General features: G+C 53.0%; 25 protein-coding genes and 1 tRNA gene. 11 read left to right on the plus strand and 15 right to left on the minus strand.

Annotated elements, in window-relative coordinates; genetic code table 11:
* Positions 1–164: 164 nt before the first annotated feature.
* Positions 165–2246, minus strand: coding sequence for a DNA primase (gene dnaG / locus SynSYN20_RS08445; RefSeq protein ID WP_186522958.1), 2082 nt, complete (start codon positions 2244–2246; stop codon positions 165–167).
* A 102-nt stretch (positions 2247–2348) separates the two neighbouring features.
* On the opposite strand from dnaG, the gene SynSYN20_RS08450 reads away from it, so the two are divergent.
* Positions 2349–3263, plus strand: coding sequence for a DMT family transporter (locus SynSYN20_RS08450; RefSeq protein ID WP_186522961.1), 915 nt, complete (start codon positions 2349–2351; stop codon positions 3261–3263).
* 19 nt (positions 3264–3282) lie between these two features.
* Here the strand turns inward: SynSYN20_RS08450 and SynSYN20_RS08455 are convergent, their stop codons facing one another.
* The 4 genes from SynSYN20_RS08455 to SynSYN20_RS08465 form a co-directional block, all read right to left on the minus strand.
* Entirely contained in the window at positions 3283–3756 is a 474-nt protein-coding gene (locus tag SynSYN20_RS08455; RefSeq protein ID WP_186522962.1) for a hypothetical protein, read from the minus strand.
* A 1020-nt stretch (positions 3757–4776) separates the two neighbouring features.
* Positions 4777–5298, minus strand: a complete 522-nt coding sequence (locus SynSYN20_RS14705) for a hypothetical protein (protein ID WP_370586664.1) — start codon at positions 5296–5298, stop codon at positions 4777–4779.
* A gap of 12 nt (positions 5299–5310) precedes the next feature.
* Positions 5311–5730 (minus strand): hypothetical protein, encoded by a 420-nt coding sequence (locus tag SynSYN20_RS14710; RefSeq protein WP_370586665.1) that lies wholly within the window; start codon positions 5728–5730, stop codon positions 5311–5313.
* A gap of 848 nt (positions 5731–6578) precedes the next feature.
* Entirely contained in the window at positions 6579–6809 is a 231-nt protein-coding gene (locus tag SynSYN20_RS08465) for a hypothetical protein (RefSeq protein ID WP_186522963.1), read from the minus strand.
* A gap of 1094 nt (positions 6810–7903) precedes the next feature.
* On the opposite strand from SynSYN20_RS08465, the gene SynSYN20_RS08470 reads away from it, so the two are divergent.
* From SynSYN20_RS08470 to SynSYN20_RS08485, 4 genes are all read left to right on the plus strand, one after another.
* Positions 7904–8323 (plus strand): DUF3750 domain-containing protein, encoded by a 420-nt coding sequence (locus tag SynSYN20_RS08470; RefSeq protein ID WP_186522965.1) that lies wholly within the window; start codon positions 7904–7906, stop codon positions 8321–8323.
* Between the two features lie 808 nt (positions 8324–9131).
* Positions 9132–9791 carry a Holliday junction branch migration protein RuvA gene (gene ruvA / locus SynSYN20_RS08475; protein ID WP_186522967.1) on the plus strand — a complete coding sequence of 220 codons (660 nt, stop codon included), beginning with the start codon at positions 9132–9134 and terminating at the stop codon, positions 9789–9791.
* Between the two features lie 56 nt (positions 9792–9847).
* Complete coding sequence (gene rpsO, locus SynSYN20_RS08480) at positions 9848–10117, plus strand: 30S ribosomal protein S15 (RefSeq protein WP_186515734.1); 270 nt, start codon at positions 9848–9850, stop codon at positions 10115–10117.
* Between the two features lie 27 nt (positions 10118–10144).
* Positions 10145–10561 (plus strand): PAM68 family protein, encoded by a 417-nt coding sequence (locus tag SynSYN20_RS08485; RefSeq protein ID WP_186522969.1) that lies wholly within the window; start codon positions 10145–10147, stop codon positions 10559–10561.
* A gap of 24 nt (positions 10562–10585) precedes the next feature.
* Here the strand turns inward: SynSYN20_RS08485 and SynSYN20_RS08490 are convergent, their stop codons facing one another.
* The 8 genes from SynSYN20_RS08490 to trpD all read right to left on the minus strand — a co-directional run bounded on the left by SynSYN20_RS08490 (position 10586) and on the right by trpD (position 20890).
* Positions 10586–14107 (minus strand): DNA polymerase III subunit alpha, encoded by a 3522-nt coding sequence (locus tag SynSYN20_RS08490; protein WP_186522971.1) that lies wholly within the window; start codon positions 14105–14107, stop codon positions 10586–10588.
* A gap of 88 nt (positions 14108–14195) precedes the next feature.
* On the minus strand, positions 14196–15659 hold the full coding sequence (gene gatA, locus SynSYN20_RS08495; protein WP_186522972.1) for an Asp-tRNA(Asn)/Glu-tRNA(Gln) amidotransferase subunit GatA: 1464 nt from the start codon (positions 15657–15659) through the stop codon (positions 14196–14198).
* 43 nt (positions 15660–15702) lie between these two features.
* The gene (locus SynSYN20_RS08500; protein ID WP_186522974.1) at positions 15703–15948 is read right to left on the minus strand and encodes a DUF1816 domain-containing protein; all 246 of its coding nucleotides are present in this window, start codon (positions 15946–15948) and stop codon (positions 15703–15705) included.
* Between the two features lie 55 nt (positions 15949–16003).
* Entirely contained in the window at positions 16004–17815 is a 1812-nt protein-coding gene (rlmB, locus tag SynSYN20_RS08505; RefSeq protein WP_186522976.1) for a 23S rRNA (guanosine(2251)-2'-O)-methyltransferase RlmB, read from the minus strand.
* An 11-nt stretch (positions 17816–17826) separates the two neighbouring features.
* Positions 17827–18234: a Mini-ribonuclease 3 gene (locus SynSYN20_RS08510; protein ID WP_186522978.1), complete on the minus strand. Its 408-nt coding sequence runs from the start codon at positions 18232–18234 to the stop codon at positions 17827–17829.
* Positions 18231–18605, minus strand: a complete 375-nt coding sequence (locus SynSYN20_RS08515) for an STAS domain-containing protein (RefSeq protein WP_186522980.1) — start codon at positions 18603–18605, stop codon at positions 18231–18233. Before SynSYN20_RS08515 ends, SynSYN20_RS08510 begins: the two co-directional genes overlap by 4 nt.
* A gap of 68 nt (positions 18606–18673) precedes the next feature.
* Positions 18674–19813, minus strand: a complete 1140-nt coding sequence (gene carA, locus SynSYN20_RS08520) for a glutamine-hydrolyzing carbamoyl-phosphate synthase small subunit (RefSeq protein ID WP_186522983.1) — start codon at positions 19811–19813, stop codon at positions 18674–18676.
* A gap of 30 nt (positions 19814–19843) precedes the next feature.
* Complete coding sequence (trpD, locus tag SynSYN20_RS08525) at positions 19844–20890, minus strand: anthranilate phosphoribosyltransferase (RefSeq protein WP_186522985.1); 1047 nt, start codon at positions 20888–20890, stop codon at positions 19844–19846.
* Between the two features lie 209 nt (positions 20891–21099).
* Between trpD and SynSYN20_RS08530 the strand changes: the two genes are divergently transcribed.
* The 6 genes from SynSYN20_RS08530 to SynSYN20_RS08555 all read left to right on the plus strand — a co-directional run bounded on the left by SynSYN20_RS08530 (position 21100) and on the right by SynSYN20_RS08555 (position 24593).
* The gene (locus SynSYN20_RS08530; protein WP_186522987.1) at positions 21100–22851 is read left to right on the plus strand and encodes an ABC transporter ATP-binding protein; all 1752 of its coding nucleotides are present in this window, start codon (positions 21100–21102) and stop codon (positions 22849–22851) included.
* Between the two features lie 74 nt (positions 22852–22925).
* Positions 22926–23177, plus strand: coding sequence for a hypothetical protein (locus SynSYN20_RS08535; RefSeq protein WP_048346672.1), 252 nt, complete (start codon positions 22926–22928; stop codon positions 23175–23177).
* Positions 23178–23201: 24 nt separating this feature from the next.
* Positions 23202–23924 (plus strand): peptide-methionine (S)-S-oxide reductase MsrA, encoded by a 723-nt coding sequence (msrA, locus tag SynSYN20_RS08540; RefSeq protein WP_186522989.1) that lies wholly within the window; start codon positions 23202–23204, stop codon positions 23922–23924.
* Between the two features lie 4 nt (positions 23925–23928).
* On the plus strand, positions 23929–24090 hold the full coding sequence (locus tag SynSYN20_RS08545; RefSeq protein ID WP_186522991.1) for a hypothetical protein: 162 nt from the start codon (positions 23929–23931) through the stop codon (positions 24088–24090).
* 67 nt (positions 24091–24157) lie between these two features.
* Positions 24158–24505, plus strand: coding sequence for a hypothetical protein (locus SynSYN20_RS08550; RefSeq protein WP_186522993.1), 348 nt, complete (start codon positions 24158–24160; stop codon positions 24503–24505).
* 14 nt (positions 24506–24519) lie between these two features.
* Positions 24520–24593: transfer RNA gene (locus SynSYN20_RS08555), tRNA-Pro, on the plus strand.
* 120 nt (positions 24594–24713) lie between these two features.
* Here the strand turns inward: SynSYN20_RS08555 and SynSYN20_RS08560 are convergent.
* Both SynSYN20_RS08560 and SynSYN20_RS08565 read right to left on the minus strand, forming a co-directional pair.
* Positions 24714–24938, minus strand: a complete 225-nt coding sequence (locus SynSYN20_RS08560) for a hypothetical protein (protein ID WP_186522995.1) — start codon at positions 24936–24938, stop codon at positions 24714–24716.
* Positions 24939–25181: 243 nt separating this feature from the next.
* Positions 25182–25643 carry a hypothetical protein gene (locus tag SynSYN20_RS08565; protein WP_186522997.1) on the minus strand — a complete coding sequence of 154 codons (462 nt, stop codon included), beginning with the start codon at positions 25641–25643 and terminating at the stop codon, positions 25182–25184.
* Between the last annotated feature and the right edge of the window lie 487 nt (positions 25644–26130).

A 26130-nucleotide genomic window follows, 5' to 3' on the forward strand; every position in this document is an offset into this window, starting at 1 on the left:
CTACCAAGCCAATCGGACGGATAGATAGCTCTGGACTTCATTTTTAACACCTCATCGAATCAAATGACACATTTTCAAAACGGCCTGCATAAGCTGATACAAGAGTGAGGCCCACTCTTGTCGCAACATCAAGATCTATAGGTCATTGGGCTAGCACCAATGCATCAAGCCGCAGGAGGAATGGATTCAGGGGGATTAGCAACAGCAACCTCATAGCCAGCACAACGTTGTTGATCAAGATGCTGAATATGCTTCCTCTCGGAGTAATACAGCTCTTGCAATCGAAGGGCATCTGCATTCAACTGTTCAAACATCTCCTGAATACGACCTTCCATATCCACTCCCTCGGCTGTCGCCGTCTGCTCTTGCTCATTCGCAATCAGGGAAGCAATGCACCGTTCCAGAGTCTCAAGCCGTTGACCACCCCATGCCTCTAGTAAGTGACGGCAGCGTTTATGGCTCTTCTGCCGCTCCAAAATGGCCGCGGTACCTCGTAAAACGTCCATAGGACGTGCCAACGCCAAACGCTGCAGTTCAGCAGGCTCTAAAAGTGGCGTCAACCTGGCCACCAACGCGCTGTTTTCGAGCAGCAGCTGGTCGGTGAGCAAACGCGGAAGATCAAGGTCGGCCAACTCATGACCAGGATCTTTCCCCCGACTGATCGCCTCAAGCCGACCGGAGCCGATATTGCCTTCCTCAAGATCGGTGATCGCAGACCACAACAGACGGTGGTGCTGAAGAGCGAAGTCTTCCAACTCCCGTTGGCGTAATTCGCAACGCACCTGCGAGCGATGAATCGGACAGTGCAAGTAAATGCGCAGGATCTCGGCTTCACAACGCTCTCGTTGGCTGACTTCACCAGCCTTTTCATGCCGGGCTGAACGACCATGCCAGCGCTGACCTTGCACCTGTTGGCGCAAATCCTGCTCCAACTGCAACGCCAAACGGCCTTGACCACCGCTTAGCCGCTCCGCGACTTGCTGGAGGTAGTGCGTACGAATTGCAGATTGAGGCAGCTTGCCTAACAGCTCCACCAACCCGCTAACGGCTTGTTGGAACTGATCAGCCTTGGTCAGGTCACGACCTTCCAGCACCTGTTCGATCTGCCAATCGAGCCAAAGCGGTGCCTGATCAAGCAGGGCGCGATAGTCCCCAGCTCCGTGATCCTTGAGGTACTCATCTGGATCCTTCCCGGAGGGTGTATGGAGCACGCGCAGCTCCAGCTGTCCTTGAAGCGCAAGTTGCTCCACCTCGCCGATCGCCCTATTCGCAGCTCGGATCCCCGCACGATCGGCATCAAAATTGAGAACGATGCGCTTGCCGTCACTACACCGGCACAGTTGGGTGATCTGTTGACTGCTGAGGGCGGTACCAAGCGATGCCACAGCGTTGGTGACGCCCGCCGCATGCAAGGCAATGACATCGAAATACCCCTCCACCACCACAGCTCGATCGTCCTTGCGGATCGCATTGGCCGCCTGATCCAGACCGAAGAGGTGCTTGCCTTTTTCAAAGACCTCTGTTTCGGGAGAATTCAGATACTTGGGATCGCTGCCATCAAGGCTTCGACCGCCAAAGCCAATAACCCGTCCCTGCCGATCGCGAATCGGAACGATCACCCGGCCACGGAAGCGGTCATAAAACCCGTTGCCTCCTTTTCTTGGCACGACAAGGCCCGCTGACTCAAGCAGCTCTGGCGATAACCCCTCCACGTGTTGAAGATGCTTGAGCAAACCGTCCCACTGATCGGGGGCATAGCCGAGCTCGAAGGTCTCCATCGTGGCTTCGCTCAAGCCACGTTGATCGCGCAGGTAAGCCAGGGCATCGGCGCCCGATGCACTCTTGAGCTGACTGCGAAACCAACCGGAAGCGAGGGCCAACGCACGATGCAGGTGATCCCGCCTTGAGAGTTGTTGACGGAGACGCTCCTGTTGAGGACCATCAACCGTTTCCACCGGGAGTTGATAGCGGCGCGCCAAATCCAGAACAACGTCGCTGAAGCTCTGCCGCTGAAACTCCATCAAAAACTTGATGGAATTGCCACCCGCTCCGCAGGAGAAGCAGTAATAAAACTGCTTCTGCGGCGACACCGTCATCGACGGCTTGCTGTCGTCATGAAACGGGCAGACACCAACGAATTCCCGTCCCTTTTTTTTGAGCACCACGTGCTCGCCCACGACATCAACGATGTCGGCACGCTCCTTAACGGCGTCGATCGTGCGGGGGTGAAGACGGGGCATCGCCATGACGCCATTCTGCGAGCCCCGATGCCGTTCTGGCTGTTCAGCGCGATGCGCTGGCTGTTAAGCGCGATGCGCCATGGTTGGCAGGTGTCGTCGTGAACCACCATGCAGGGGCTGTTAGGCGCGATACGAGGCAGCCAGTCCACGAAGGAATGGCGAGCCTGCGGAGCCCTGATCGCCTGTGCGTTGGCGTTCAGTTTGATGACCGTTTGCGTGAAACACCTAGGGGGACGGCTGCCCGTGGCAGAAGTCGTGCTGGTGCGCTCCTTGATCAGCATTGCCATCACTCTGGCGATGTTGCGTCGTCTCAAGGTCTCGCCATGGGGCGAACAACGTGGGTTGTTATTGATCCGTGGGGGATTAGGGACGGCGGCCTTGTTGTGTTTCTTTGAGGCTCTCGCTCGGCTTCCACTCGCGGCAGCAACCCTGCTCCAATACACCTATCCAACCCTGACGGCACTCGCGGCATGGCTGCTGTTAGGCGAGCCCATCCGACGCCGAATCGGCATCGCTGTGTTGCTAGGGCTGCTGGGGGTCACATTGGTGGTGCAGCCGGAATGGGTCGGAGGCACGATGGGAAGCCTGCCTGCCATGGCGGCTCTGATTGGCCTAGGCGGTGCGTTACTGACGGCACTGGCTTACGTGAGTGTGCGCCAGCTATCGGTTCAAGAGCACCCTCTAGTGATCGTCTTTTACTTCCCCTTGGTGTCTGTGCCTGCAACCCTGCCCTTGCTATGGGGGCAGGCCACGCTGTGGCCCAATCCAACGGAGTGGGTCTGGCTGATCGGAGTTGGGTTGTTCACTCAGATCGGGCAGATCTGGTTAACAGAAGGCCTATCTGCCCTGCCTGCAGCCCGCGCCACCTCGATTAATTACGTCCAAGTGGTGTTTGCGTCACTGTGGGGCGTGCTCTTTTTTGCTGAGCCGATTACGAGCGCTGTAGTGCTTGGAGCCTTATGCGTCTTGGGGGCAACGTTGATCAGCCTGAGCGCCAGGACGGCTCGAAAAGCAGGAGCCTGAATCCTGTCGAACCTGGAATTCAGAGCGAATCAATCGGCAAAGGATGGGTAATCCAATCTTGAGAGGTGCCATCGATCGAGCCAACCGGTTGGGCTAGACGCCAGCTTTGGCGGCGTTCACCTCGCTCTAAAAAGAGCTCAAAAGGACTATCAACACGCACGGAATCGGAGGGAAGCCTCCAATCAAAACGCCCGGTGAGATGGATCCCACGTTGCTCTCCGAGGCGGATCGACTCCTGCTCTTCCACGCGCACACGACTCACTTCAGGCACCCCAACGGGCTCTAACTCCAGGGAGCGCGCAATTGCTGTTTGGGTTAATTGAATTTGCAGTCCCAACGCTTTCAGCAACACACCGCGAGGAGGTTGATCGGAGGGACCACATCCAGTTAATCCAAGGTTCAGAAGCAACACCATGCAAACAACAAGCAAATGCCGAACGCTGCGCTTGAGCGGTGTGATCCAAACATTCAGGCTTGGCAGGGCAGGCGGCATGAGCAGCCAATCAATGCTGATAACGATAGTTGCCGATTGGATCCACCTTGTTGGCCACAAAACGAGAGCCGTGAAGGTGCAAAAAAAATCCGCACAAGGCGGATGAGTGCTGAATCATTGATGGGGCAGGAGCTCATTACTTTTTCTTGGCTATCCGCACGGATTGAGGATTGAGAGGGCAGGCCAAAGCGTGAAATGGCTTGTGATGACCTTCAAAAATCAAGCTCCCCATCGGTTGAGCATGAGCAGTATGAATTTCCATGAGTGAGTGTTTCGCTGTATTCGTTCTACAAAGGCTCTGAACAAGGTGCGATAGGTAAAACCGCCCATCCATGGGGCTATTGCGACCATGACAATGGTCGTCTAATTGCATCCTTCGTTGATCCAACAGGATCCAGAGTTGGCACTCAGAAAAGATTGATCAGACGCTGCGAATCACGCGTGTGCCTTTGCGATGCTCTCATCCACAAAAGATTCATCAACACGTCTTAATAGCTGATGAGGCACGCCATTCCTAATTTCGGTGGTTTTCGCTGTGAAGGCAATGCGCCTTTACACCGATGGCAAGGGTGCGCTGTTGGCACAAACTATGGACATCGAGATCGGAGGCGCTTTTGACAGACGACACTCCACCTGAGTTATCAGCAGAAGCAAGCTGACTTCAGGTCCCTGCTCCAACAGTCTCAACAAGACGTGGGTTGTTCCTTTGGTAGGCAAGGCCTTGCGCGCCACGCCAATCGATGCTCCATCTGCACCGTCTTAGGTGCCCTACGGAGAACACGACCCCACACCTAGAGCCCCGGCCCCAGGTGATCCTGCAGACAGTCGCTTCGCACCACCCTTTCAGTTCACTGTTTTCGATACGAGGTTCAAACTTCAGCGATACAGGTTCACTGATTAATGGTTTGCGATATGCATAAACGAGCGAGTTAGGCCGTCTCTTCCATCCGGGAGGGGCGGCCTCTCTTTATTCATTGGAAAGGGTGAAGTACAGCTGCATCAAGTTGTCTTTTCAGCCGCTTAACCACCCCGCCGTTCACCTAATACGAGAGGGTTATAAGCAATCGAGACACCGAATTCCTCAGCAAATTCCACCACCCGGCACCAAGCACGGGCGGTCTGAACAGGGCGATCAATCGTGGGCCTCATGATTCCAGTGAGAATCACAGGAGCATTGCCGGTTTGCAACGACATCTCAAACAATGCCCAGCCCACATCAGCCTGAATGGCATCAGCACGGTAGGTGGGCGCAACATCAAGGGCACCCACTAAAAGCCGCTGCAAACTGGTGTCCCAAACATAAGGAATGTCATAACGAGCCAATAGATCAGCGGCTAGAGCCCATGACGTGCCATTCGCATCAATTTGTACAGGTAAATCATCACCACGCGCCTTGATTGTCGTTTGACCACGAAACAACAGTGGTTCAAGCTTGTCAGCTCTGGTGGTAAAGCCAGCACTTGGTTCACCGCGCATGAGTGCCTGAATACCGGCGCGAAGTTGTTCACCACCATCCGTGGCACCATTCCGCTTCAGTTGCAAAAGATCCCAACGCTAGCCGCTGCCACCCCAAATCACCGGTCCATAGTTGTCATGCATTGATCTGCCATCGCGATTGGATGCGGCTTCGGCGTGGGTCATCACTGTGGTGATGTTGATATCAGCCGCGCTCCAACCCCAGCTCCGAGCGATCGAAGCCGTTTCTGCGCAAAGGCTTTCGAGCTGTGATGACGTTGGTGGTTGCGTCCAAGGATCAGGGGTGCCACCCATGCAGGAGCAAGAGAGGGCAACGGCATTGCTATTGCGCTGCCAGGTATGGGCTGGCAAATCCACGCTGTAGGAATGCAAACGGTGCACAAGACCATCACCAGTAATGATCGAGTGATAGTGCCCAGGGCGAATCCAGTCGTAGGCAGTGGCGGTCCAATGCAGATAAATCGTGGCGGCCATGCCGATTGCGTCCCATCCGTTCAACTACGACAAGCAGGGATTGTCCGCCAAGTTCTCTGCACTCTCTCGGTGCACAAACTTTCGGCAATGAGTGTGTATCGCTACAAACAAAAACACGGACATAGAAGATCCTTTCCCCAGTGGCATCGAGCTGCTGACAAAAGGGAGAGCACGAGCGGCCTGAGAAACCGCTCGTTTTTTTGGCCTGTTATTCCTGACTGATTCCGCTAATTGACGGAATCTGATCAAGCTGCCTTTTGGACCTCAAGACAAAGCAAGGCAAAAGAAAACCCCGCCAAAGGCAGGGTTTCTCGGCTTCTCTTTGGGCGTGTTGCCTTGTTTCCACTCCGTGAAGAAGCCCTCCTCACAAATGAATCATGCCTCAGAAATCTTGCTGAGCAAGCCCCCACGTATCAGTTGGTTGACTGATCTGCAGAGACCTCATCATCATGGGGGAGGCCAACTCCTCACAAGGTTTGGCTCCTCACACCCCCTGAAGAAGGCTTAGTCGCCTTCTTTTTTTATGCCTTGACTCAACCCATCTCAGATGCACTGCCTGCATGCGCCCGCTCTGCCAGGTTCGAGCACGAAGCAACAATCTCCTAGGCGTTCGCCAAGTTTGCGAACGCTGCCATGACCATGATTGCAATGATCACTGTGCCGCCAAAGAAAGCGATGTTTGGTGATCGGTTCATTTGCAGACCTTGAATTGCGAGAGACTAGCCAGTGAACTTTACAAACCGTTACCAATCTGTTACATTACGCAAAGCGTTCCTTGGACGGGATCTGCACACGAATGTCGCTTGAGGGAGCGGTCTTCAAATCAATAAAGAAAGGTCTGTGTGGAAGCAGATCTTTTTTTATGCCTTGGCTCAACCCATCTCAGGAGCCCAGCCTGCTGTGCTTTGCCAGGTGGGCGCCCAGAGCTTGCAGGTCTTGGTGAGATGCTGGCCCTGCTGCAGCAATTGCTGCCGGATGTTGCACGCCACCAAGGTGCGGCAGTGCTGATCAACCCCATGCCGAAAGTGCTGGCAAGCCACACAAACGCTTGAACATCGGCAGTTGCTCAACTCCCGCTCGTCCACATAGCTCCACTCCTCCACAAACCCTCGGCGTTAGTACATCTGTATTAGCAGAGCTTTGTCGACATCGCTGCTCGCAGGGGGATGCTTTAAGAAACCACCTTGTTGCCATGCCCCTCTCAATACTCGGAGGACACGGAATCTGCGTAAGGAGCTGCTGATCGCAATAAGGGCTAATGACGCTAAGGGCTTCAATCACTGGCTAATTGCACTCGCTGCATCACCACTCGAAATCATGATCTCGATCGGAATCAGCCATCAGCTCAGACGGATTCCATCTGTAGCCAGGATCATCTAGATCACAAATCACCTGCCTTTAACCCATTATTTTCTATTACTCCTTCAGCAGGGGACGTAGGTTCACGATCGATCTCCCAACAAAATACTGATTAACCCCGCAAAGAGCACTACCTTCAGCAACCAATGACTAGGACTAAGGCCAGTCTTCAGGATACTCAATAATTATCTCTGGCACTTTAGCTTTAGACTGACATTCTTCATTGACTATCCTATCCAAAAACCTTCTAGACCATTTTTCGTATCTCCTAGCGTATGTAGTCTTGCATTCCTCTATATAGTCCTTCTTAGAATCAGAATGTTTCACTTCTGATTTAGTAAGGCACGTATATTGATACTCTCCCTCTATCAAATCGTAAACTTCTCGACTGCATTGCTTGATAGAGCTCTTCAATCCCTGAGAATTAACCGTACCAGGGATAATCAAAAATGCTAGCAATAGAGCTGTCGCTGCTTTCATCGTTAGAGCACTAGGTGATCAAAGAGTTCTGGGTTTATGGTTGGATTAATCAACTACAAAAACGGAACAGGCCAAGTGAAGTAACAATGAATTATACCCAAAGCCACTGCCACTATAGACATTTTTATAACTTAAGCTACCGTCATAGATCCCTAAATAAAACTTAAATCGCTGGTGCTAACCAATACTTAGACCCGCACGAGCGGAGGCTTTGTTTTAGGGTAACCCTTTTAGCAGATACATACCTCAGCCATCGCAAGCTTCTGAGCCAAAACACATAATCGGAATCACATTGCATTAAACACATAAATGATGGCACTCTGCCATAATAAAATCATAAATATCTTGGGCACGATTAATGGTTAAAGTGGAGCTTCGGGCTGCCAAGATTCCTGGATTGCCTGGCATCTTTGCAGATCATTATTGGCTTCTTGTTCTTCATGGTGTCGAGAGCAGTCACAACCAAACGTGTGATCGTTGGGAGATATGGCAACATCCTCACCAAAACAATTCTTGCTGGGGGCATCTTCATAAAAACCTCTTGGATCCCTATCAGGGAGTTGGAAATGGACAATCTCGATTGATACAAAAATGGTTAAATGATGATGCTTTATCAATGGTTAAAAAGATTGAATCATCCCCGAGCAATTATCCGTTCATTCAAAAATATAGATACTGGCCAGGCCCCAACAGCAACACTTTTGCTCAATGGGTCGTAAGCGATAAAATGGAATTAGGTGCTCGCGCGATTGGCAAAAGCTTTCCTCTTCCAGAATGAGCTAGATGACAATGCGATCAAGGTCTTGCTTTTCATTGATCTAGAAAGAGTGGCGTCATCGCCTGCCCGCCAAATGATCGTAAATCAATGACTTCCGTCAATATCCCTGATAGAAGAGGGCATGAATGACCAGCAACAAAACCACTCAAATTGGTCCGGCCGAGTTGGGAACTAAACACATCAACTGCTGTCTCGATTCATTGCCAACAGAACGATCAAGCGTATGGGGCAGAGTGTTCAAAACACGTCTTGTCACTTGTTGGATTACCACCCAGCTTGGCTATTGACTTATAAAGATAGGGTCAACTCCTGACAAAGGATTGACTCCTCACACCCCCCAAAGAAGGCGTCAAACACCTTCTTTTTTTATGCCAAACGGGTGGCCTGCGTTGCACGCAAACTCTGGGAAACAGCCAAACAGAGCCGATCAACACTCATGTTTGTGAGGGGAGGTCTTGAATGAAAACCCCACAAAAGGCGCAGACATCAGTACAAACAAGTCTGTACGTATCAGTTGGTTGACTGAGTGGCACGTGTTTATTGACCATGGAGAAAGCCATCTCCTCACAAGATTTGGCTCCTCACACCCCCGAAGAAGGCGGATTCGCCTTCTTTTTTTATGACCTGGCATGGCACCAAGCCTGTCATCTGTGTGACCTTGCGATCAACGCTTGGCTCTTCGCGGTGGTTGTCGGATGTTGACTCCTGTTCAAAATGGAGCTGTCAGCCATCGGTGGCTTGCCTTGTCTGATGTCTTTCCTCACCACACGCCGCCAGCAGCCTCGATGGGGCCATTAAAAGGATTCGCATGATTGGCTGGCTTCAAGGAGAACGAATCGAACACTGGAGTCAGGGCGGGCGTCAGGGATTAGTCATTGCTTGCGCCGGTGTGGGGTACGAAGTTCAACTTGCATCGAGGTACTTGCAACCTCTCTCGGCAGAGACAACCTGCACCGTCTGGATTCATCAGGTGCAGAGGGACGATGGCTCGAGTTTGTTTGGCTTCCCGGACCGAAGAGAACGGGACCTATTTCGAGTTCTGATCAGCGTGAATGGCGTTGGTCCTCAGGTGGGACTGGCGTTGCTGGAGAGCTGCAGCGCTGCAGACTTGATCGAAGCGATCATCGATGGAGACCTGCGTCGCCTCACCCAAGCGCAAGGTGTCGGCAAACGAACAGCAGAACGCCTTGCGGTAGAGCTTCGCGATCGTCTGAGTGCATGGAGTGCGGAGCGAGAAAGTGATCGTTCCGAACTCTCCCTTGTGGATAGGAGTGATCTCAAATCACTGCCAATTGAACCTGACCCACTGCAGGATTTACAGCTCACCCTCAGCACACTGGGATATGAGGATCTAGAGATCCGTCGCGCGATGCGCGCAGTGGCCACAGGGGCAGAAGTCCCGGCGTCGGATGACGGAGATGGGTGGTTACGCGCCAGTCTGCGTTGGTTGAACCGCCCTTCGGCGTAATCGTGCCCACGACAAGGTAAATTGGTTCTTTGCACAAGTAGGGCCGGACGCTTCGCATGTCGCTCGATACAACTGAAAAGCAGCAACTCATCAACAGTCACCAAACTCATGCCACCGACACCGGATCGGCAGAGGTTCAGGTCGCCATGCTCAGCGAGCGCATCTCCAAGCTCAGCGGCCATCTTCAGCAAAACATCCACGACTTTTCATCCCGCCAGGGTCTCCTGAAGATGATTGGACGTCGCAAGCGTCTGCTTGGTTACGTCCGTGGCAAGAGCGAGCAGCGCTATAGCGATCTCATTTCTAAACTTGGAATCCGCGGCTAAGCAAGCTGCACAGGACTTCAGGAGCCCATGGCTGATCGACGCAACTCTCTGCCCTTCGAGCCGCGCCGGTCAGCTGAAGGAACGAAATCACAATCCAAAACCAAACGAGCTGCTTCTGAATCAGGAAGTAGCAAACCCATTCCCAAGTCGGTGGCCAACCGAATGGCACGACGCGTGGCTATCGCCACAGGAATCCCTTCAATCATGGGGATGGGTGTTTTTGTAGGAAGCTATTTCCTGGTCTCACGCCAAATCATGGATGTTCCACCAGGGATCACCTTGTTGGGCTCTGGCGGCTTCTTTTTGTTGGGTCTCGGAGGACTGAGTTATGGCGTTCTATCAGCCAGCTGGGAACAAAATGCCGGAACTTTGCTTGGACTTGAGCACATCAAGCCAAATATTCAGCGCATGCGCGAATCCATTCGGGCTCAAAAGCAGAGTTAACTAATACTGTTATTCACACCGCAATTAATTCAATAGAGGTTCGCTGCATTTCACATTGAAGGCCTTTTCTTGGAGATGAAGAGCGGCAGCTGAAGCATCGCGTACACAAAACTGAGGCCCAAGTCGCACATAGCGAACCGTATTGCCCTGTCGAACGGCAGCAACAACGGGGACTCGAACTCCCAACTGTTCCTGATCTGGACGGAAAGCCTGCAAACATTCACGCAATTTGTGTTGCACGGCCACATCGCTGGCCTGTTCTGGATCAAGTTCCACCATCAGTAGACGCAGATCATCGATGGCTCGGCAGTCATCCACGATCAATTGCACGCGCTCGTCGCGGCGATCCACCGCCGCCCAGACCAGCAAACGAGCCTCAGCCATCAAATGATCAGCTAAACGTGCATAGCTCTTGGGAAAAACCACCGCTTCACAGGATCCAGTGAGGTCTTCCAGAGTCAAAACCGCCATTCGATCTCCTTTGCGCGTGGTGACCTGACGCATCTCACTGATCATCGCGATTGCGCTGACCTTGGCTTTATCCGCTTGTTCTTCAAGACTCCCGAGCCCAATGGGAGCTAGAAGCTTCGCGGGAGGAGTGAGCTGTTTTAACGGATGATCAGAGAGATAGAAACCAACAAGATCCTTCTCCAAACGGAGCTTTTCGGTGGGGTGGTAATCCTTCACCGCAGGAGCCTTTGGCGCCAAGCTGAGGTCGGTTGCCGCGTCATCCGCGCCGTCACTGGATGCCGCCATCAAATCAAACAAATTGCCTTGTCCACTGGCGCGATCTTTAGCCCTTGACGTGGCCCAATCAAGAAGAAGATCTAAATCAGCCATCAGTTGGGCCCGATTCGCCTCGGGCTCAAGAGCATCCATCGCTCCGCAATGGATCAGCGACTCCATACTTCTGCGATTGAGCACCGCAGAGGGAAGACGATCACACAGATCAGCAAGCGATTGGAACGCCCCCTCTGATTCCCTAGACCCAATCACGGCACGGATCGCGCCATCGCCAAGATTACGAACAGCAGACAACCCAAACAAAATGCGATCACCCTTAGGCGTGAAATCGATACCTGATGCATTGATATCAGGAGGCATCACTTCAATGCCCATCGCATTGCAATTGGAGATATAGCGCTGCACTTTGTCGCTGGCTCCAGCATTCACTGTGAGCAAAGCAGCCATATAAGCAACTGGGTAATGCGCTTTTAAATAGGCCGTTTGATAAGTAACAGCTCCATAGGCTGTGGAGTGGCTTTTATTAAAACAATATTCAGCAAACAACACCATCTGGTCAAAGAGTTCGTCAGCAATTTTTTGATCCACACCTCGATCGGAAGCACCCTGCACGAAGATCCCCCGATGTTTTTGCATTTCTGACACTTTTTTCTTTCCCATCGCGCGACGAAGCAGATCAGCTTCACCCAATGAATACCCTGCCATATCTTGAGCAATTTTCATAATTTGCTCTTGATAAACCATAATCCCATAGGTTTCTTGAAGGATCGGCTCAATGGAATGATGCGCAAAATCAATAGCCTCACGACCATGCTTTCGGTTAATAAATTTAGGAATTAATCCCGCATCTAAAGGACCAGGTCGATAAAGAGCCAAAATCGAAGAAATATCCTCCAAAGATGAGGGCTTTAGATCGCGAACGATCTGGCGCATTCCAGTGGATTCAAGCTGGAAGATTCCTTCCAAGTCACCACGGGCAAGCAGGGCATACGTTTCAGGGTCTTCAATTGGAAGCTTGTCTGGATCTATCCTTTCTCCACTCGTGGCAGCAACGAGCTCCAGAGTTTTATCAATCATCGTAAGGTTTTTAAGGCCTAGGAAGTCCATCTTCAGGAGTCCCATGGACTCCACATCTTCCATAAAGTACTGAGTAATAACCTGTCCATCGTTATTTCTCTGCAGAGGAACAAGTTCATCGAGAGGGTCCGCTGCGATCACAACACCAGCAGCATGAACTCCGTATGTTTTGTTGGTCCCTTCAATGCGCATCGCCATATCGACCCAGCGCTTGACGACTGGATCTTTCTTGTACTTCTCGCGAAATTCTGGATTGGGCGATTCCTCACCGATCATCGCTGCCAACTTGGCAGGCTTACCGCGTACGACCGGAATCAGTTTGGCGAGTCGATCAGCATCGCCATAGGGAATATCCAGCACTCTGGCCACATCTTTCAAGACCGCCTTGGAGGTCATACGGTTAAACGTGATGATCTGAGCCACCTTGTCTTCGCCGTAACGGCGGGTGACGTAATCAATCACTTCACCCCGACGTTCGATACAGAAATCGGTATCAATATCAGGCATCGACTTCCGTTCTGGATTCAGGAATCGCTCGAACAAGAGGCCATTACTAACAGGATCAATATTGGTAATTCCAAGGGCATAGGCCACCAGCGATCCAGCCGCTGAGCCTCGCCCAGGTCCAACGGGGATTCCCTGCTCCCTCGCAAAGCGGATGTAATCCCACACCACAAGAAAATAGGTAGGAAATCCCATCTGTTCCATGATCTTTAATTCATGGGACAACCGATCTCCATAGATGGGATCAATGGCTGTTTCGGAATCAATCTCCAAACGATTGCGTAACCCCTGCTCTGTTACTTCCTGCAAATAACTCACCGGAGTGTGTGGCTCTGGAATTGGGAAACGCGGCATCTGATACCGGCCAAGGATGTCGTAATCCTCAACCTTTTCAGCAACTTGAACAGTGTTGCTGATCGCTTCTGAGACCACATCTGGTTCGAGATGATCAGCAAAGAGTCGTGACATCTCCTCTTCACTTTTAAGATATTCAGTGCCTGTATAACGCAACCTTTTAACATCACTGATCAGCTTGCCGGTCAAAACACAGAGCAAAGCATCATGCGCTTCTACATCGTTACGCGTGAGGTAATGAGCATCATTGGTAGCAATCAAACGAATTCCTAACTCTTTAGCAATTCGAACAATTTCTACATTGACAATGCGATCTTCAGGTGAGCCATGATCCTGAATTTCTAAGTAAAAGTCATCGCCAAAAGTCTCCTGATACCAAAGCGCCACATCACTGGCCACATCAGGGCGATCACGCATAATCGCCTGGGGAATTTCACCCCCGAGACAAGCGGTGGCCACAATTAAACCTTCTCCATATTGCTTCAGCAACTGTTTATCAACGCAGGCGCGGGAAAAGATTCCTCGTCCTCGCATCCCACGCAAATGGCTGATGCTGGTGAGCTTCACCAAATTGCGGTAGCCAGTGGCGTTCTTGGCCAACACCACGAGGTGATAGCGGCGCTCCTTTTTGGGTTGTGGGTCATCAATCGAACCGTTGATGACGTACATCTCATTGCCGATAATCGGCTTGATGCCTGCTCCTTTGCACAGCTTGAGAAGCTCTACGGCTCCATACATCACCCCGTGATCCGTGAGTGCCAGTGCCGGCATCCCTAATTCTTTGGCACGTTCCACCATCTGGGGAAGCTGTGAGGCTCCGTCCAAAAGGCTGTAGTCGCTGTGGTTATGGAGGGGAACAAATGCCATGCCACTAGCGTAAACGCATGCGCAAGATGTAGGGGTATCAATCCCTGCAAGCACTACATGCAGGGTGATGAGGAGATTTGATGCGGCTTCAAGCGGGAATAAAGCTTCCCTCAGGGCGTCGAGCCATCACATCTGCAGACTGCTCGTACTGATGGGCCACCTGGAGAAGCAAAGGTTCCTCGAGCACGTTGCCGATCAGTTGAACTCCGATCGGCAGCCCCGCGCTATCAAAACCACAAGGCACGTTGATGGCGGGTAGACCGGCCAGATTGGCAGGAATGGTGAGTAGATCCGCCAGGTACATCGCCAGGGGATCGTCTGCATGGGCACCCGCGGCAAAGGCGGTGGACGGAGCAGTGGGAGTGAGCAACACATCCACTGAGGCAAATGCCGTCTCGAAGTCTCGACGGATCAAGGTGCGAACCTGCTGAGCCTTGCGGTAGTAAGCGTCCACATATCCGGCAGAAAGGGCATAGGTCCCGATCAAAATGCGCCGTTGCACTTCACTACCAAAGCCTTCAGCTCGGCTTCGAGCTGTCATCGCAGCAAGGCTGGAAGCATCGTCAGCTCGAAAGCCGTACTTCACGCCGTCGTAGCGAGCCAAGTTGGCTGAAGCTTCTGATGGAGCGATGACGTAGTAGGTGGCAATCCCGTCGTTGAAACGGGGGCAGCTCACATCCACAAGCTCAGCCCCTAGAGACTGCAGAAGATCCGCAGCGGCAAGAACCGAAGCTTTGACCTGAGGATCGAGTCCGTCTTGATCAAAGCACTCACGCACCACTCCGATGCGCAGCCCACTCACCGAGCGACCAAGACGCTCGCGGTAATCGGGGACAGGGGCCTTAAGGCAGGTCGAATCTCGAGGATCTTCCCCAGCGATCGCTTGCAGCAGCTCGGCTGCATCCGACACAGATGTCGCAAAGGGGCCCACTTGGTCAAGCGAGCTTGCAAAGGCCACAAGTCCATACCGACTCACGCGGCCATAGGTGGGCTTTAGACCCACCACGCCACAAAAGGATGCTGGTTGTCGGATGGATCCACCCGTATCAGACCCCAAGGACGCCATGCATTCACCCGCCGCAACGGCTGCTGCACTGCCTCCAGAACTCCCTCCAGGCACGTGCTCCGTGTTCCAGGGATTGGCTGTGGGTCCAAAAGCTGATGTTTCGGTTGAGCCGCCCATGGCGAACTCATCCAAATTGGTCTTTCCGATCAAAACAGCTCCAGAACGCCAGAGGCGCTCCGTAACGGTGGATTCGTAGGGCGGAACAAAAGACTCCAGCATCCGGCTAGAGCAAGTTGTACGAATGCCTTTCGTGCAGAGGTTGTCCTTGATGGCGATCGGCACACCCGCCAAGGGCGGAAGATCCTCCCCTGAAGCACGAGCCTCATCTAAACGATCGGCATCGGCGCGAGCGCGATCTGCTGTGACCTCCAAAAAGGCATGAACGCTTGAATCAACTGCCTCAATTCGGGCCAGATGATGATCTGTCAGCTCCCTTGCGGAGACTTCACCGCGTTCAAGTTGCTGACGCCACTCGGCAATCGCCATCTGCAGGATTTGGGTTCCAACATTGACGCTATCAGCCGCAGCATCAACCTTGAGCGTTGATGGTTAGAGGTTCGGATCGACGGCAACGGAGAACCGAGTGATCCATCGAGGACGGTGCTTCTGAGGAAAGGTCGTCGAGAAAGGCCGGCAGGACTTGTTCGAGACCGTTCTTGGTCACAAAAGGACCGAACCAATACGTGACATCAGGCCCATGAGTTTGGACACGAGCCCACCATGCAAAGCCAAGACCATTGGCGAGACTGCGGAGGGGCCTGATCAAGGGGCTCATGGAAGAGCGGTCGAGGTCAATATATTTTGCACTGCTTCAAGACATTTGCTCGAAATTAGAGATCAATACTCACTGCAAAAGCATCAGTTCCTGACATTTCAGACTCCTGCTCTAAATCAACACTGACCAGTGGACCCTCTGAGGCCTGCTCAGAAACGTGCTCATAAACCGCACCAGAGGGCTTTTCTGAGGGCTGATCAGAAGGCTGGTCAGAGGGCTGATCAGAGATCTTGGCGTCTCCAAGCTCTGGAACGACAGGGGCTGTTTCGACAGCTGGTCCGGCCAACTTCGGCCTCGTAATTCGTGGCGATGGGTTCTGTCCCTTGAGACCCTTCATCCAGCCGCGACGCGCCACCTCATACACACAAAGGGCCGTAGCAACGGATGCATTCAAGCTGGGGGTCACGCCTCGCAAGGGAATGCGGATCAACTGATCGCAATGACGACGCGTCAACATCGAAAGTCCTTGCCCTTCAGAGCCAGTCACAATCACCAACGGACCATCCAGATCCACCTCCTCAAGGGTGAGATCACCTTCCTCAGCCAAGCCAATAACCCGATAACCAGACGATTTCAAGGTCTCAAGAGAACGGTTGAGATTGACGACCCGAGCAACAGGTAAGTGCTCAAGCGCACCGGCAGCAACCTTCGCGACAGAGCCCGTTAATCCAGCACTTCTTCGCTGAGGAAGCACAACACCATGAGCTCCAAGCGCTTCAGCTGAGCGCACAATGGCGCCCAAATTATGGGGATCGGTTAAACCATCCAGGGCTAACAACAGCGGTGCCTCGTCCAAGGCGCTGCATCCATTCACCAAATCATCAAGGTCAAAGGTTTCAGCTGCGGCAGTTTGCAAAACAATGCCCTGGTGCACAGCGCCACCGGTGAGCTGGCCAAGCCTTGCCCAGGTGACCTCCTCAACTAACACTCCGGACGATTTGGCATCCCTGAGCAGCTGAAGGAATTTCGCGGCACTGCGCAGCTCAGAGGTGCACCAAATGCGATGGATGGGTCTTCCGGCCTCTAAAGCCGCCTGAGTGGCATGACGCCCCCAGAGCAAGTCATCGGCAACAGCCTCCGCGGCATGAGGACTGGACTCACCACGGGGTTTGTCGTCCAAGCGTGCTGAAAAGCTTTTACCAACGCTGCCGCCCTGACCACGACGCTCCGCAAAACGCGCTCGACGCTCTCCATAGGAGCGATCAGACGAGCGGCGATCAGTAGAACGGCGATCAGAAGAAGGACGACGATCCGTTGAGCCCGAATCTTTAAAACGACGTTCGGAAAAACGTTGATCTGAGAAAGAGCCTTCAGGGGGACGACTGTCATTGAACCGGTCTGAGGAGGAGCGATCCATTGAGGAGCGATCCCCAGTGGAACGATCTGAGGTGCGATCTGAAGACCGATCAAATGAGGGTCGACGATCGAATGAAGAACGGCGGTCACTCGAGACCGAATCTCTTGAGCGACGATCTGAAAAACGGTTGCCTGGAGAGCGGCCCTCAGCGGAGCGACGATCGTCGGAGGGCCTGAGATCAGAAGATTGCCGTTCCGAAGAATATCGATCTGAAGACTTTCGATCCGAAAACTGTCGATCTGAAGGGCTTCGATCGGACGAGCGGCGATCAAAAGCAGGTCGACGGTCCTTTCCATACGCGTCGCCAGAACGACGTTCTGAAAAGCGCCGATCCGAGGGACGACGGTCACTGGAACGTCGCTCGCTGTTTCCGTTTTCAGGACGTCCCCCCCAGCTGTCATCCCGATCGCGACGGATGGGTGGTGATCCATCACGAAACGGACGTCGACTGCGTGAACCTGAGCCGCTGCCAGAGCCAGAGGGAGGGCGGCGATCGAATCGTGAGCTCATAGCAGGGGTGGTTATGACAGGACGGTGTCGGTCTCCTCAAGTCGATCCAAGAGCTGCGCAAGCCGCGCCGGATTCTGCAAAAAGAGCCAGCCAATCATTGTCTCAAATCCCGTAGCTCTGCCATACACGCCGGCATCAGCTCGCTTGGGTCCACGGCCAGCCCGATTGCGTCCACGCCTTACATAATCGCGTTCCTGATCTGTCAAAAACGGATCCAGTTTCTCTAATGCGGCCGCCTGAGCATCAGCCCTGACGAGAGAAACGACCGCTTGGTGAAGATCCTGGGATCGTCCTGGAGTTTTGCAAAACCTCAGTCTTTGATGCAATTCCCAAACAGCATCTCCAAGCCAAGCAAGCTGTAACGATCCAAGATCACGCTCAGGCTCTTGTGGCAACTGAGAACGAATCCAGTCACTCAAGTTGCCAATTGGCTAACAGCCTTATCGAGATCTTCCGATAGGTGGAGAAACTCCTCAAGTTTCACCAATTTGACGGTTTGAACAACGCGGGCATTGCCAACAACCGCAAAGCGTCGCTTCGAGTCTTTGCATTGTTTGGCAAATTGCACAAGAACACCCAGGCCAGACGAGTCAAGAAAATCAATCTTGATGAGATCAATCACGGCCGGTGACTTATTCGGTTTCAAAACATCAGTCACGTAGGTCAGAAACTGACTCTCGGAATAGGCATCAAGCTGACCGGTGAAATGAAACACCACACAGCCACCCTTTTGCTCGAAGCCACCCCGAAGCGAAACGGTTAATCGCTGCAGTTCAGTAATGGGACTCATCCCCCCGATGATCTATTGGACGAAATTCTAGGGAGATTGGCTGCTTCTCACCACGATCTGATCAAGATTCAACGGCGATCTGCCATCAAGCCCGTAAAGCGGGCGAAATGATGATCTGCATCATGGGGGCCTGGACTTGCTTCAGGGTGATATTGAACGCCAAACACCGGTTGATTCCGATGGGCAAATGCCGCCACTGTGCGGTCGTTCAAGTTGAAATGAGTCACCTCTATTTTGTCCTCGGGCAATGAACCAGCGTCAAGAGCAAAGCCATGGTTTTGGCTTGTGATTTCCACCTGACCGGTGCTGCCACAGGGATGATTAAGGCCTCGATGTCCATAGGCCAACTTGAACGTTGTGCCCCCGAGGGCCAACCCCAGAATTTGATGCCCCAAACAGATCCCAAACATCGGCAGCTGACGATGTTCCAGCAAACGTTGGGCCAGCGTGATGCCTGATTGCACAGCCGCTGGATCACCAGGACCGTTGGAGAGGAAAACACCTTCCGGCTCGTGAGAGAGCACGGTATCGAGATCTGTATTGGCGGGCAAAACAGTTAGGTCACAGCCGTGGCTAACCAATCGCTCAAGAATGGCTCGCTTAATCCCGAAATCGATAGCGACAACCCGATAAGGACGCTCAGGACGCGTTTGAAACCGTTGGTCAAAAGCAACGCTGCAGGACTTGGTCCAGCGGTACGCGGTTGGGGTGGTCACCTGATCAGCCAGGTTGAGCCCTTCCATCGAGGGGGCTTGCTTGAGATCCTCTAAAAGCTCAAGAGGTGGGCGACCGTCGCTGCTGATCACACCATTCATGGGGCCCAATTCGCGCAGATGCCTCACCAGAGCACGAGTATCCACACCATGAATTCCGATCACACCGTTTTGCTCCAGCCATTCAGGAAGAGACTGTTTGCTCCGCCAATTGCTCGCCTGAGGAGCCATCTGCCTCACGATCAATCCACGGGCATGAGGCTGATCCGCCTCTTGATCATCTGGATTAACACCGGTATTGCCGATCTCTGGGTACGTAAAAGTGATGAGCTGACCGGAATAACTCGGATCCGTTAGGACCTCTTGGTATCCCGTCATCCCGGTGTTGAACACCACCTCGCCGATCACGCTGCCGCGCCGACCGCAGGCAAAGCCCTCGAGAACCGTGCCGTCCTGCAGGACCAGACGCGCTGTGAATGGGTTAGGAGCGGTCATTAGCAGAAGCGAGTGTCAGCCATGGCCTCCTCATTCTTCCTTGCGACCTTCCAGGGCATCACGCAGAGACACAAGCCGATGCCACGGCTGACCTTCCCCCAAGCTTGTCAAAGCCTGCTTCACTCCTTCAGACAAATCAGACTGAATGCCTGCAGCCCAAAGGACCAGCGCGGTGTTCAAGGCAACTGCATCACGATGCGCAGCAGGCGCTTCACCCTTTAAGACCGCCTCAAGAATCTGCTGATTGGTCACCAAATCCCCACCCCGCAGTGCATCAAGGGGAGCAGGTGTCAAACCAAAGTCAGAGGCGCTGAGTTGATCGGCATGAACGTTCCCATTCTCAAGAATGCGCACTTGGTTGGGCCCCTCTAGCGAGGCTTCATCCAGCCCTCCTGCACCATGCACCACAACAGCACGGGTGAGCCCGAGCTGTTGCAACGCCTCCGCCATCGGATCCAACAGTTCAGCTTTTGCAACACCGAGAACTTGAGCTTCTGGTGTGAGTGGATTCACGAGAGGGCCAAGCAGGTTGAACACCGTTCGCACCCCCAAGCTGCGGCGAAGCGGAGCGAGATTGACGAGTGCTGGATGCCATGCGGGTGCAAAGAGAAACGTCACTCCAGACGCAGACAAGGCGCCCACCACTGTTTCCAATGGAGCCTTGAGTTGCAAGCCCAATCCCTCAAGAACATCCGCTGAGCCAACCTTTCCACTAGCGCTGCGGTTGCCATGTTTCGCGACAGTGGCCCCACAGGCCGCCGCTGTGAAAGCCACAGCTGTTGAAATATTGAAGGTATTGGCCCCATCACCACCCGTTCCACAGGTGTCGACAAGAGCAAGGTTTGGTTTCGCGTCTGGGAGCGCACACGCCTTGCGCAACACCTGGGCCATTGCAGCGAGTTCTGTGCCCTGAACATCGCGTGCGCGCAACGCCGCAAGAAAGGCTCCGGTCTGAACTGGAGTGAGCTCTTCCGCCAGCCAAGCCTCCATAAGCGCAGCAGCGTTCTCTTTAGACAGAACGTTTCCAGCCAACAATTGCTCGAGGAGTTGGGGCCAGGACGCTGATGCAGTGACCATGAAAGAAACGCGATTAAAGGTGCTGGTCAGAAAAAAGCCCGGTGTGCAGATGCACGCCGGGCCGAGTGATGGGGACTTCTCCACTATTACCCAAAAATGAAGAAATGACCAGATTGATCAATGACTAGCTAAGACTAGGAAAAATCAAGATTGCGAACCAACTTTCAGCCATGACGAATGCCTAGGTTGATAGCTGTTCTGCACCAGGCATGGCCGCCTTCCGTCTCGATTTAATCGGTCGCTATTTGCGTCCGCACCGTCGCACGGTTGTGGTGGGAGCCCTGACTCTGGTCGTGGTGAATATTCTCAGCGTCACGATCCCCCTTGAAGTAAGGCGGGTGATTGATGACTTACAAGACGGGTTCGCAATCTCCGACGTTCTGCGTCAAGCCGGTTTCATCGTGCTGCTGGCCACGAGTATGGGCATTGCCAGGCTGATTTCTCGCCAGTTGGTGTTTGGGGTTGGACGGCAAGTTGAAGTGGAATTACGCCAAAAACTATTTGATCAAATGTTGCTGCAGGAGCCCGGCTGGGTGCAGCAAACGGGTAGCGGCGAAATCATTAGCCGTGCCACGAGTGATGTTGAAAATGTAAGGAGGCTTCTTGGCTTTGCTGTCCTCAGCCTGACCAACACTGTTTTGGCTTATGCCTTCACGCTCCCAGCAATGTTGGCGATTGATCCAGGACTAACCGTTGCAGCAATCGCCCTCTATCCAGTGATGCTCGGCTCAGTGCGCTTGTTTGGCGGCCGGATGATGCGCCAACAGCGACGCCAACAGGAAGATTTGGCTGGTCTGAGTGAGCTCATCCAAGAAGATCTCTCCGGCATCGCAGCGATCAAGATTTACGGACAGGAGGCTCCAGAATTGGACGCCTTTAGCGCTCGGAATAAAAATTACAGGGATTCGGCCATTCGCTTGGCTCGAACCCGCAGCACCCTTTTCCCATTACTAGAAGGGATTTCCTCCATCTCCTTGCTGCTCTTGATTGCCCTCGGAAGTGGGCAGCTTGAGCGAGGGGCTCTCACCATCGGGAGTTTGGTTGCTCTCATCCTTTACGTGGAGCGTCTGGTCTTTCCAACGGCCTTATTGGGCTTCACGCTCAACACCTTTCAGACCGGTCAGGTCAGTCTGGAGCGAGTCGAGGAGCTCCTTTCACGCCGTCCTCGTGTTGCTGATCCATTGGAGCCCGTCGCTGTTAAAGAGCAAATGCAGGGCGAACTAGAAGCAAGAAATTTGCATGTTCGTTATGACGGCAGCGATCAAGACACTTTGAGGGGCCTTTCATTCCGCATTGCACCTGGCGAGTTGGTGGCAGTCGTTGGTCCTGTTGGTTGTGGAAAAACCACCTTGGCCCGCGCCCTTGGTCGGATGGTGGAAGTCCCCGAGGGACAGCTGTTTTTAGATGGCTGCGATCTCACACAACTGCGACTGCAAGACCTCAGAGAACAGATTGCACTCGTTCCACAGGAGGGCTACTTGTTCACCAGCAGCCTTGCCGACAATCTTCGTTACGGAGATCCAGAAGCAGGAATGGATCAGGTGGAAGCAGCGGCAGATCAAGCGCGCCTGCTTGCTGATGTGAAGGGCTTTCCTGATGGTTTTGACACCTTGGTGGGAGAAAGAGGGATCACACTCAGCGGGGGGCAACGACAACGAACGGCCCTGGGCAGAGCCTTGTTGATGACGTCACCGCTGCTGGTGCTGGATGACGCTTTAGCCAGCGTTGACAACAACACAGCCGCAGAAATTCTCGCCTCCGTCCGTCGCCAAACCCAGCGCACAATTGTGATGATCAGCCATCAATTGTCGGCAGCGGCAGCTTGCGATCGGATTCTTGTGATGGAGCGGGGACGCCTCGTTCAGCAGGGGCATCACAACGAACTCATTACCGTCAAAGGCCCTTACCGCAGCCTTTGGGAGCGGGAGCAGGCCGCAGAACGATTAGATGCTGTGGCATGAAACATGAAACGCTTATCCATAAAGTCACGACAAATGATGCGTTCGGGGCTTAGCTGGAGCAAAAGGTTTTAGCGATGTCTTCTAGCCCTCCTTTCGCGGTGCGCTGCACCCTCACCTTCGGCGACGTTTACGGCCAAATCTTGGCCTGGATGGCAGTGATTTTTGTGAGTTTGGCCTCTGGTCTGGCTCTCATGGGGTCGTCCAAACCGCTGTTCGCTCTTGTGGGAGTCGGTCTCATTCTTGTGTTGAGCTTGCCTTTTCTGCTGTTCGCCTTTGTGACGACCTTGCTGAATCACATCCAACTGGAACCCAAATCAGTTGCCTAGGGTTTTGTCACTGACTAAATCGCGATGCTGCCCTCCTGGCTTACCGGACAAACAACTTCGTCACAGCCGTCCAGCGATCAAGGGCGGCATGTAGTGCTCGGAACTGCACTCAATGCGCCTCTGATGGACGATCAGGAAGAAGCCCTGTTTGGTTGCGGCTGCTTCTGGGGAGCTGAGAAAGGCTTTTGGAGACTTCCTGGAGTGGTTTCAACAGCCGTTGGCTATGCGGGAGGAAACGTCGAAAATCCAACCTACGAACAAGTTTGTAGCGGCCGCACAGGCCACTCGGAAGTGGTGCGCGTGGTGTGGAGCACGACGGCGATTGATTTCAGTGATCTCCTGAAGCTGTTTTGGGAATGCCACAACCCAACGCAAGGGGATCAACAAGGCAACGACAGAGGCAGTCAGTATCGATCCGCGATCTACACCAGCAACGAACATCAAGCAAAGCTGGCAAGCGCAAGCCGTGATTGGTATCAAACAGCCTTAAACCAACAAGACAGTGCCGCAATCACAACGGAGATCGCGGCCGATCAAGTGTTTTTTAAAGCTGAGGAGTATCACCAGCAATACCTAGCCCGACCAGGCAGCCGGCCCTATTGCTCGGCCATGCCAAGCGGTGTCTTGCTTGGCGACTTTGCGGGTGCAAACTACAAGCTGCCGAGTTCTGTTTGGAGCCACTACGACTGGTCCATCAGTCACTGTGTTTTGCGCGGTGACAACAGCCCGATTTCTCTGAAGGCATAAACCCATGAACAACGCCTTGCCAGACAGGGTCGTCATGGCCGCGATTGCTCTCACGCTCGTTTTGGTGTTCGTTTTGATCTTCAGTCTGAGGCCCAATGACAACAACGCCGAGCCATTTCTTTGGAAAGAGCAATCCACCCCTAACGGGAGCTCCTTGGCGATTTGATCACAAACAGAGTTTTGACTGTGAAAATTCGCTTATTTAGATCCATCAAGGCACCTAAAAAAGGTTCGTGAAGCCCTCACCTGAGCAACGCCAGCGCCGTCGGCTTCACCCATTGCCTAAGGGATTGGTGGAGCTCTACGGCTTGATTGCCGTTTTGGTTGTGCTCATTCCTGAGTGGCTAGCGGATGGAACGCTTGCCTTGAACGAGCGTCCTAACCGCTCTGCGATGCCGATGACCAGTCGAGCTTGGCGCACCCTGCCTGAGCTCCAGTTGGCTTCGATGACACTCTGTGAGTTGCGTCTCCTTGCAAGGGATTTGCAAGTTTGGGGGTATAGCAGCGACGCCCGCAGCGAATTAACAGACCGCCTGCTGAAACGTTCCACACGCTTCAACAAAACTGGGAATGCGCTGTGATAGTTTCCTTCTGACGGGGCGTAGCGCAGCTTGGTAGCGCACCACTTTGGGGTAGTGGGGGTCGTGGGTTCAAATCCCGCCGCTCCGATTTCAAACAACAACAAAATCCCTACTCAAAAGCTGGCTTTTTAGAGCCGGCTTTTTTATGGGAAGCACTCTCACTCTTAAGGCCTTGAATCTGCGCTGAAAAGCACAGGTTGCTGTGTCTTCACTCCCAGGTCGCTGTGCAGCGATAGGAGGTCTCGCCACCCATACCGATCTCGATGGAGATGCATGACGTACCAGTCACTTTTTGACCTTGGGGCACTTTGGACAACGCCCGGTTGGTCGCGACCTCTTCATCCATCGCCTCTTGAGTTGCTGATCCGGCAAAAGTAACCCCGCAAGTACCAAGCACCATGGCAGCCGTTGCAAGCGAAAGGACGACTTTCATCAAAAAAAATAGTGATGACCCTCTCTCTAGCAACACATCAACCAGATGACTGGAGAAGCACCTGTTTGACATTCAACCAACGGCAGAGGAGGCAACTCATCCAAAAAAATATTATCAATCAAGACCCATATCGAAGCAAAAATATAGCCAGAACGAGTCTAAAGTTATTGCTTCACAAGCTCTTGCAAAACAATTTTTGGACTGCTCTTAAGAAGAAGTCAAGTTAATGAAAACTTCTAAGAATTATTTGGTAACGAATAGCTCTCCTGCCATTGTTTTATAGCGTTTCAACGATGCACCAGGGCGACGCTTACGACTTGGCACACCTTGACCAGGCAAAAGTATTTCTGGCGCAAAATTTACCGGGGGAGCGGTGTCAATTAACTTTTGCGATTCGGCCAGTTCTCGAGCGATGGATTCGGCTGTAGTCAGAGCCTGCTCAGACGCAGCTACAGGAGACTCCGATCCTGTGGCGACAGATTCACTCAGAACTGACGATGGGGATGGCTTGGGAAGTGATGTTGATGTACGAGCCAGGGGGCGTAGAAGCACGACCCCAAGCATCAACACAACAAGAGAGGCCACCGTGCTGGGGAGACCAAGGGAACGACCTAGGAAATTCCAAACAATCCCTGATCCAGCGAGGCCAAACACACCAATTGCCGCAAACAACGGACCGATCAGTTTGAGAAGCAATTTTTTCATGGGAATACCTTGGCAAATTTCGACCCTGCGCCGCGAGTCAGCTCACCAGTCACTGCAATCTCCACAGACAAAGTATCCATACGTCACACAAAAACTTGATCACCAACGCTAAAAAGTTGGTGCAGGTCGACCAGCCGACAGAGAAGAGAAGGCTCCGCCCCCCAGCCTGCAATGCACGCAATAGCAAGTGAGTCATACATCGCGTTGCCTTCAAACATTCATTTGATACGGGACTCTTTTGCTTTTGAATGAAAAGAATCAAATATGTCTCTATATCCTTAGTGATCCGTCACGGATGCATTCATGTACTTGCAGATCGGCAGGCTCAACAGACTCGATCAAATTTCATTCGCCCATCCATGATCCATAGATTCCCAAGCGCGATTTAATTTTAATACTGCACCACACATTTCAAAGATTTGCAGATAAATACTCTGGCCAAGAACTACAGATGCATTTAGATCGATGGACAGACTTAGCGTGCAGC

The sequence above is a fragment of the Synechococcus sp. SYN20 genome, assembly GCF_014279555.1.
GTDB lineage: Bacteria > Cyanobacteriota > Cyanobacteriia > PCC-6307 > Cyanobiaceae > Synechococcus_C.

Coding starts and splice junctions, on each gene's coding strand:
- dnaG (WP_186522958.1), bottom strand. CDS start 2,246: ATGGCGATGCCCCGTCTTCACCCCCGCACGATCGACGCCGTTAAGGAG.
- SynSYN20_RS08450 (WP_186522961.1), top strand. CDS start 2,349: ATGCAGGGGCTGTTAGGCGCGATACGAGGCAGCCAGTCCACGAAGGAA.
- SynSYN20_RS08455 (WP_186522962.1), bottom strand. CDS start 3,756: ATGCCGCCTGCCCTGCCAAGCCTGAATGTTTGGATCACACCGCTCAAG.
- SynSYN20_RS08470 (WP_186522965.1), top strand. CDS start 7,904: ATGGTTAAAGTGGAGCTTCGGGCTGCCAAGATTCCTGGATTGCCTGGC.
- ruvA (WP_186522967.1), top strand. CDS start 9,132: ATGATTGGCTGGCTTCAAGGAGAACGAATCGAACACTGGAGTCAGGGC.
- rpsO (WP_186515734.1), top strand. CDS start 9,848: ATGTCGCTCGATACAACTGAAAAGCAGCAACTCATCAACAGTCACCAA.
- SynSYN20_RS08485 (WP_186522969.1), top strand. CDS start 10,145: ATGGCTGATCGACGCAACTCTCTGCCCTTCGAGCCGCGCCGGTCAGCT.
- SynSYN20_RS08490 (WP_186522971.1), bottom strand. CDS start 14,107: ATGGCATTTGTTCCCCTCCATAACCACAGCGACTACAGCCTTTTGGAC.
- gatA (WP_186522972.1), bottom strand. CDS start 15,659: ATGGCGATTGCCGAGTGGCGTCAGCAACTTGAACGCGGTGAAGTCTCC.
- SynSYN20_RS08500 (WP_186522974.1), bottom strand. CDS start 15,948: ATGAGCCCCTTGATCAGGCCCCTCCGCAGTCTCGCCAATGGTCTTGGC.
- rlmB (WP_186522976.1), bottom strand. CDS start 17,815: ATGAGCTCACGATTCGATCGCCGCCCTCCCTCTGGCTCTGGCAGCGGC.
- SynSYN20_RS08515 (WP_186522980.1), bottom strand. CDS start 18,605: ATGAGTCCCATTACTGAACTGCAGCGATTAACCGTTTCGCTTCGGGGT.
- carA (WP_186522983.1), bottom strand. CDS start 19,813: ATGACCGCTCCTAACCCATTCACAGCGCGTCTGGTCCTGCAGGACGGC.
- trpD (WP_186522985.1), bottom strand. CDS start 20,890: ATGGTCACTGCATCAGCGTCCTGGCCCCAACTCCTCGAGCAATTGTTG.
- SynSYN20_RS08530 (WP_186522987.1), top strand. CDS start 21,100: ATGGCCGCCTTCCGTCTCGATTTAATCGGTCGCTATTTGCGTCCGCAC.
- SynSYN20_RS08535 (WP_048346672.1), top strand. CDS start 22,926: ATGTCTTCTAGCCCTCCTTTCGCGGTGCGCTGCACCCTCACCTTCGGC.
- msrA (WP_186522989.1), top strand. CDS start 23,202: ATGCTGCCCTCCTGGCTTACCGGACAAACAACTTCGTCACAGCCGTCC.
- SynSYN20_RS08545 (WP_186522991.1), top strand. CDS start 23,929: ATGAACAACGCCTTGCCAGACAGGGTCGTCATGGCCGCGATTGCTCTC.
- SynSYN20_RS08560 (WP_186522995.1), bottom strand. CDS start 24,938: ATGAAAGTCGTCCTTTCGCTTGCAACGGCTGCCATGGTGCTTGGTACT.
- SynSYN20_RS08565 (WP_186522997.1), bottom strand. CDS start 25,643: ATGAAAAAATTGCTTCTCAAACTGATCGGTCCGTTGTTTGCGGCAATT.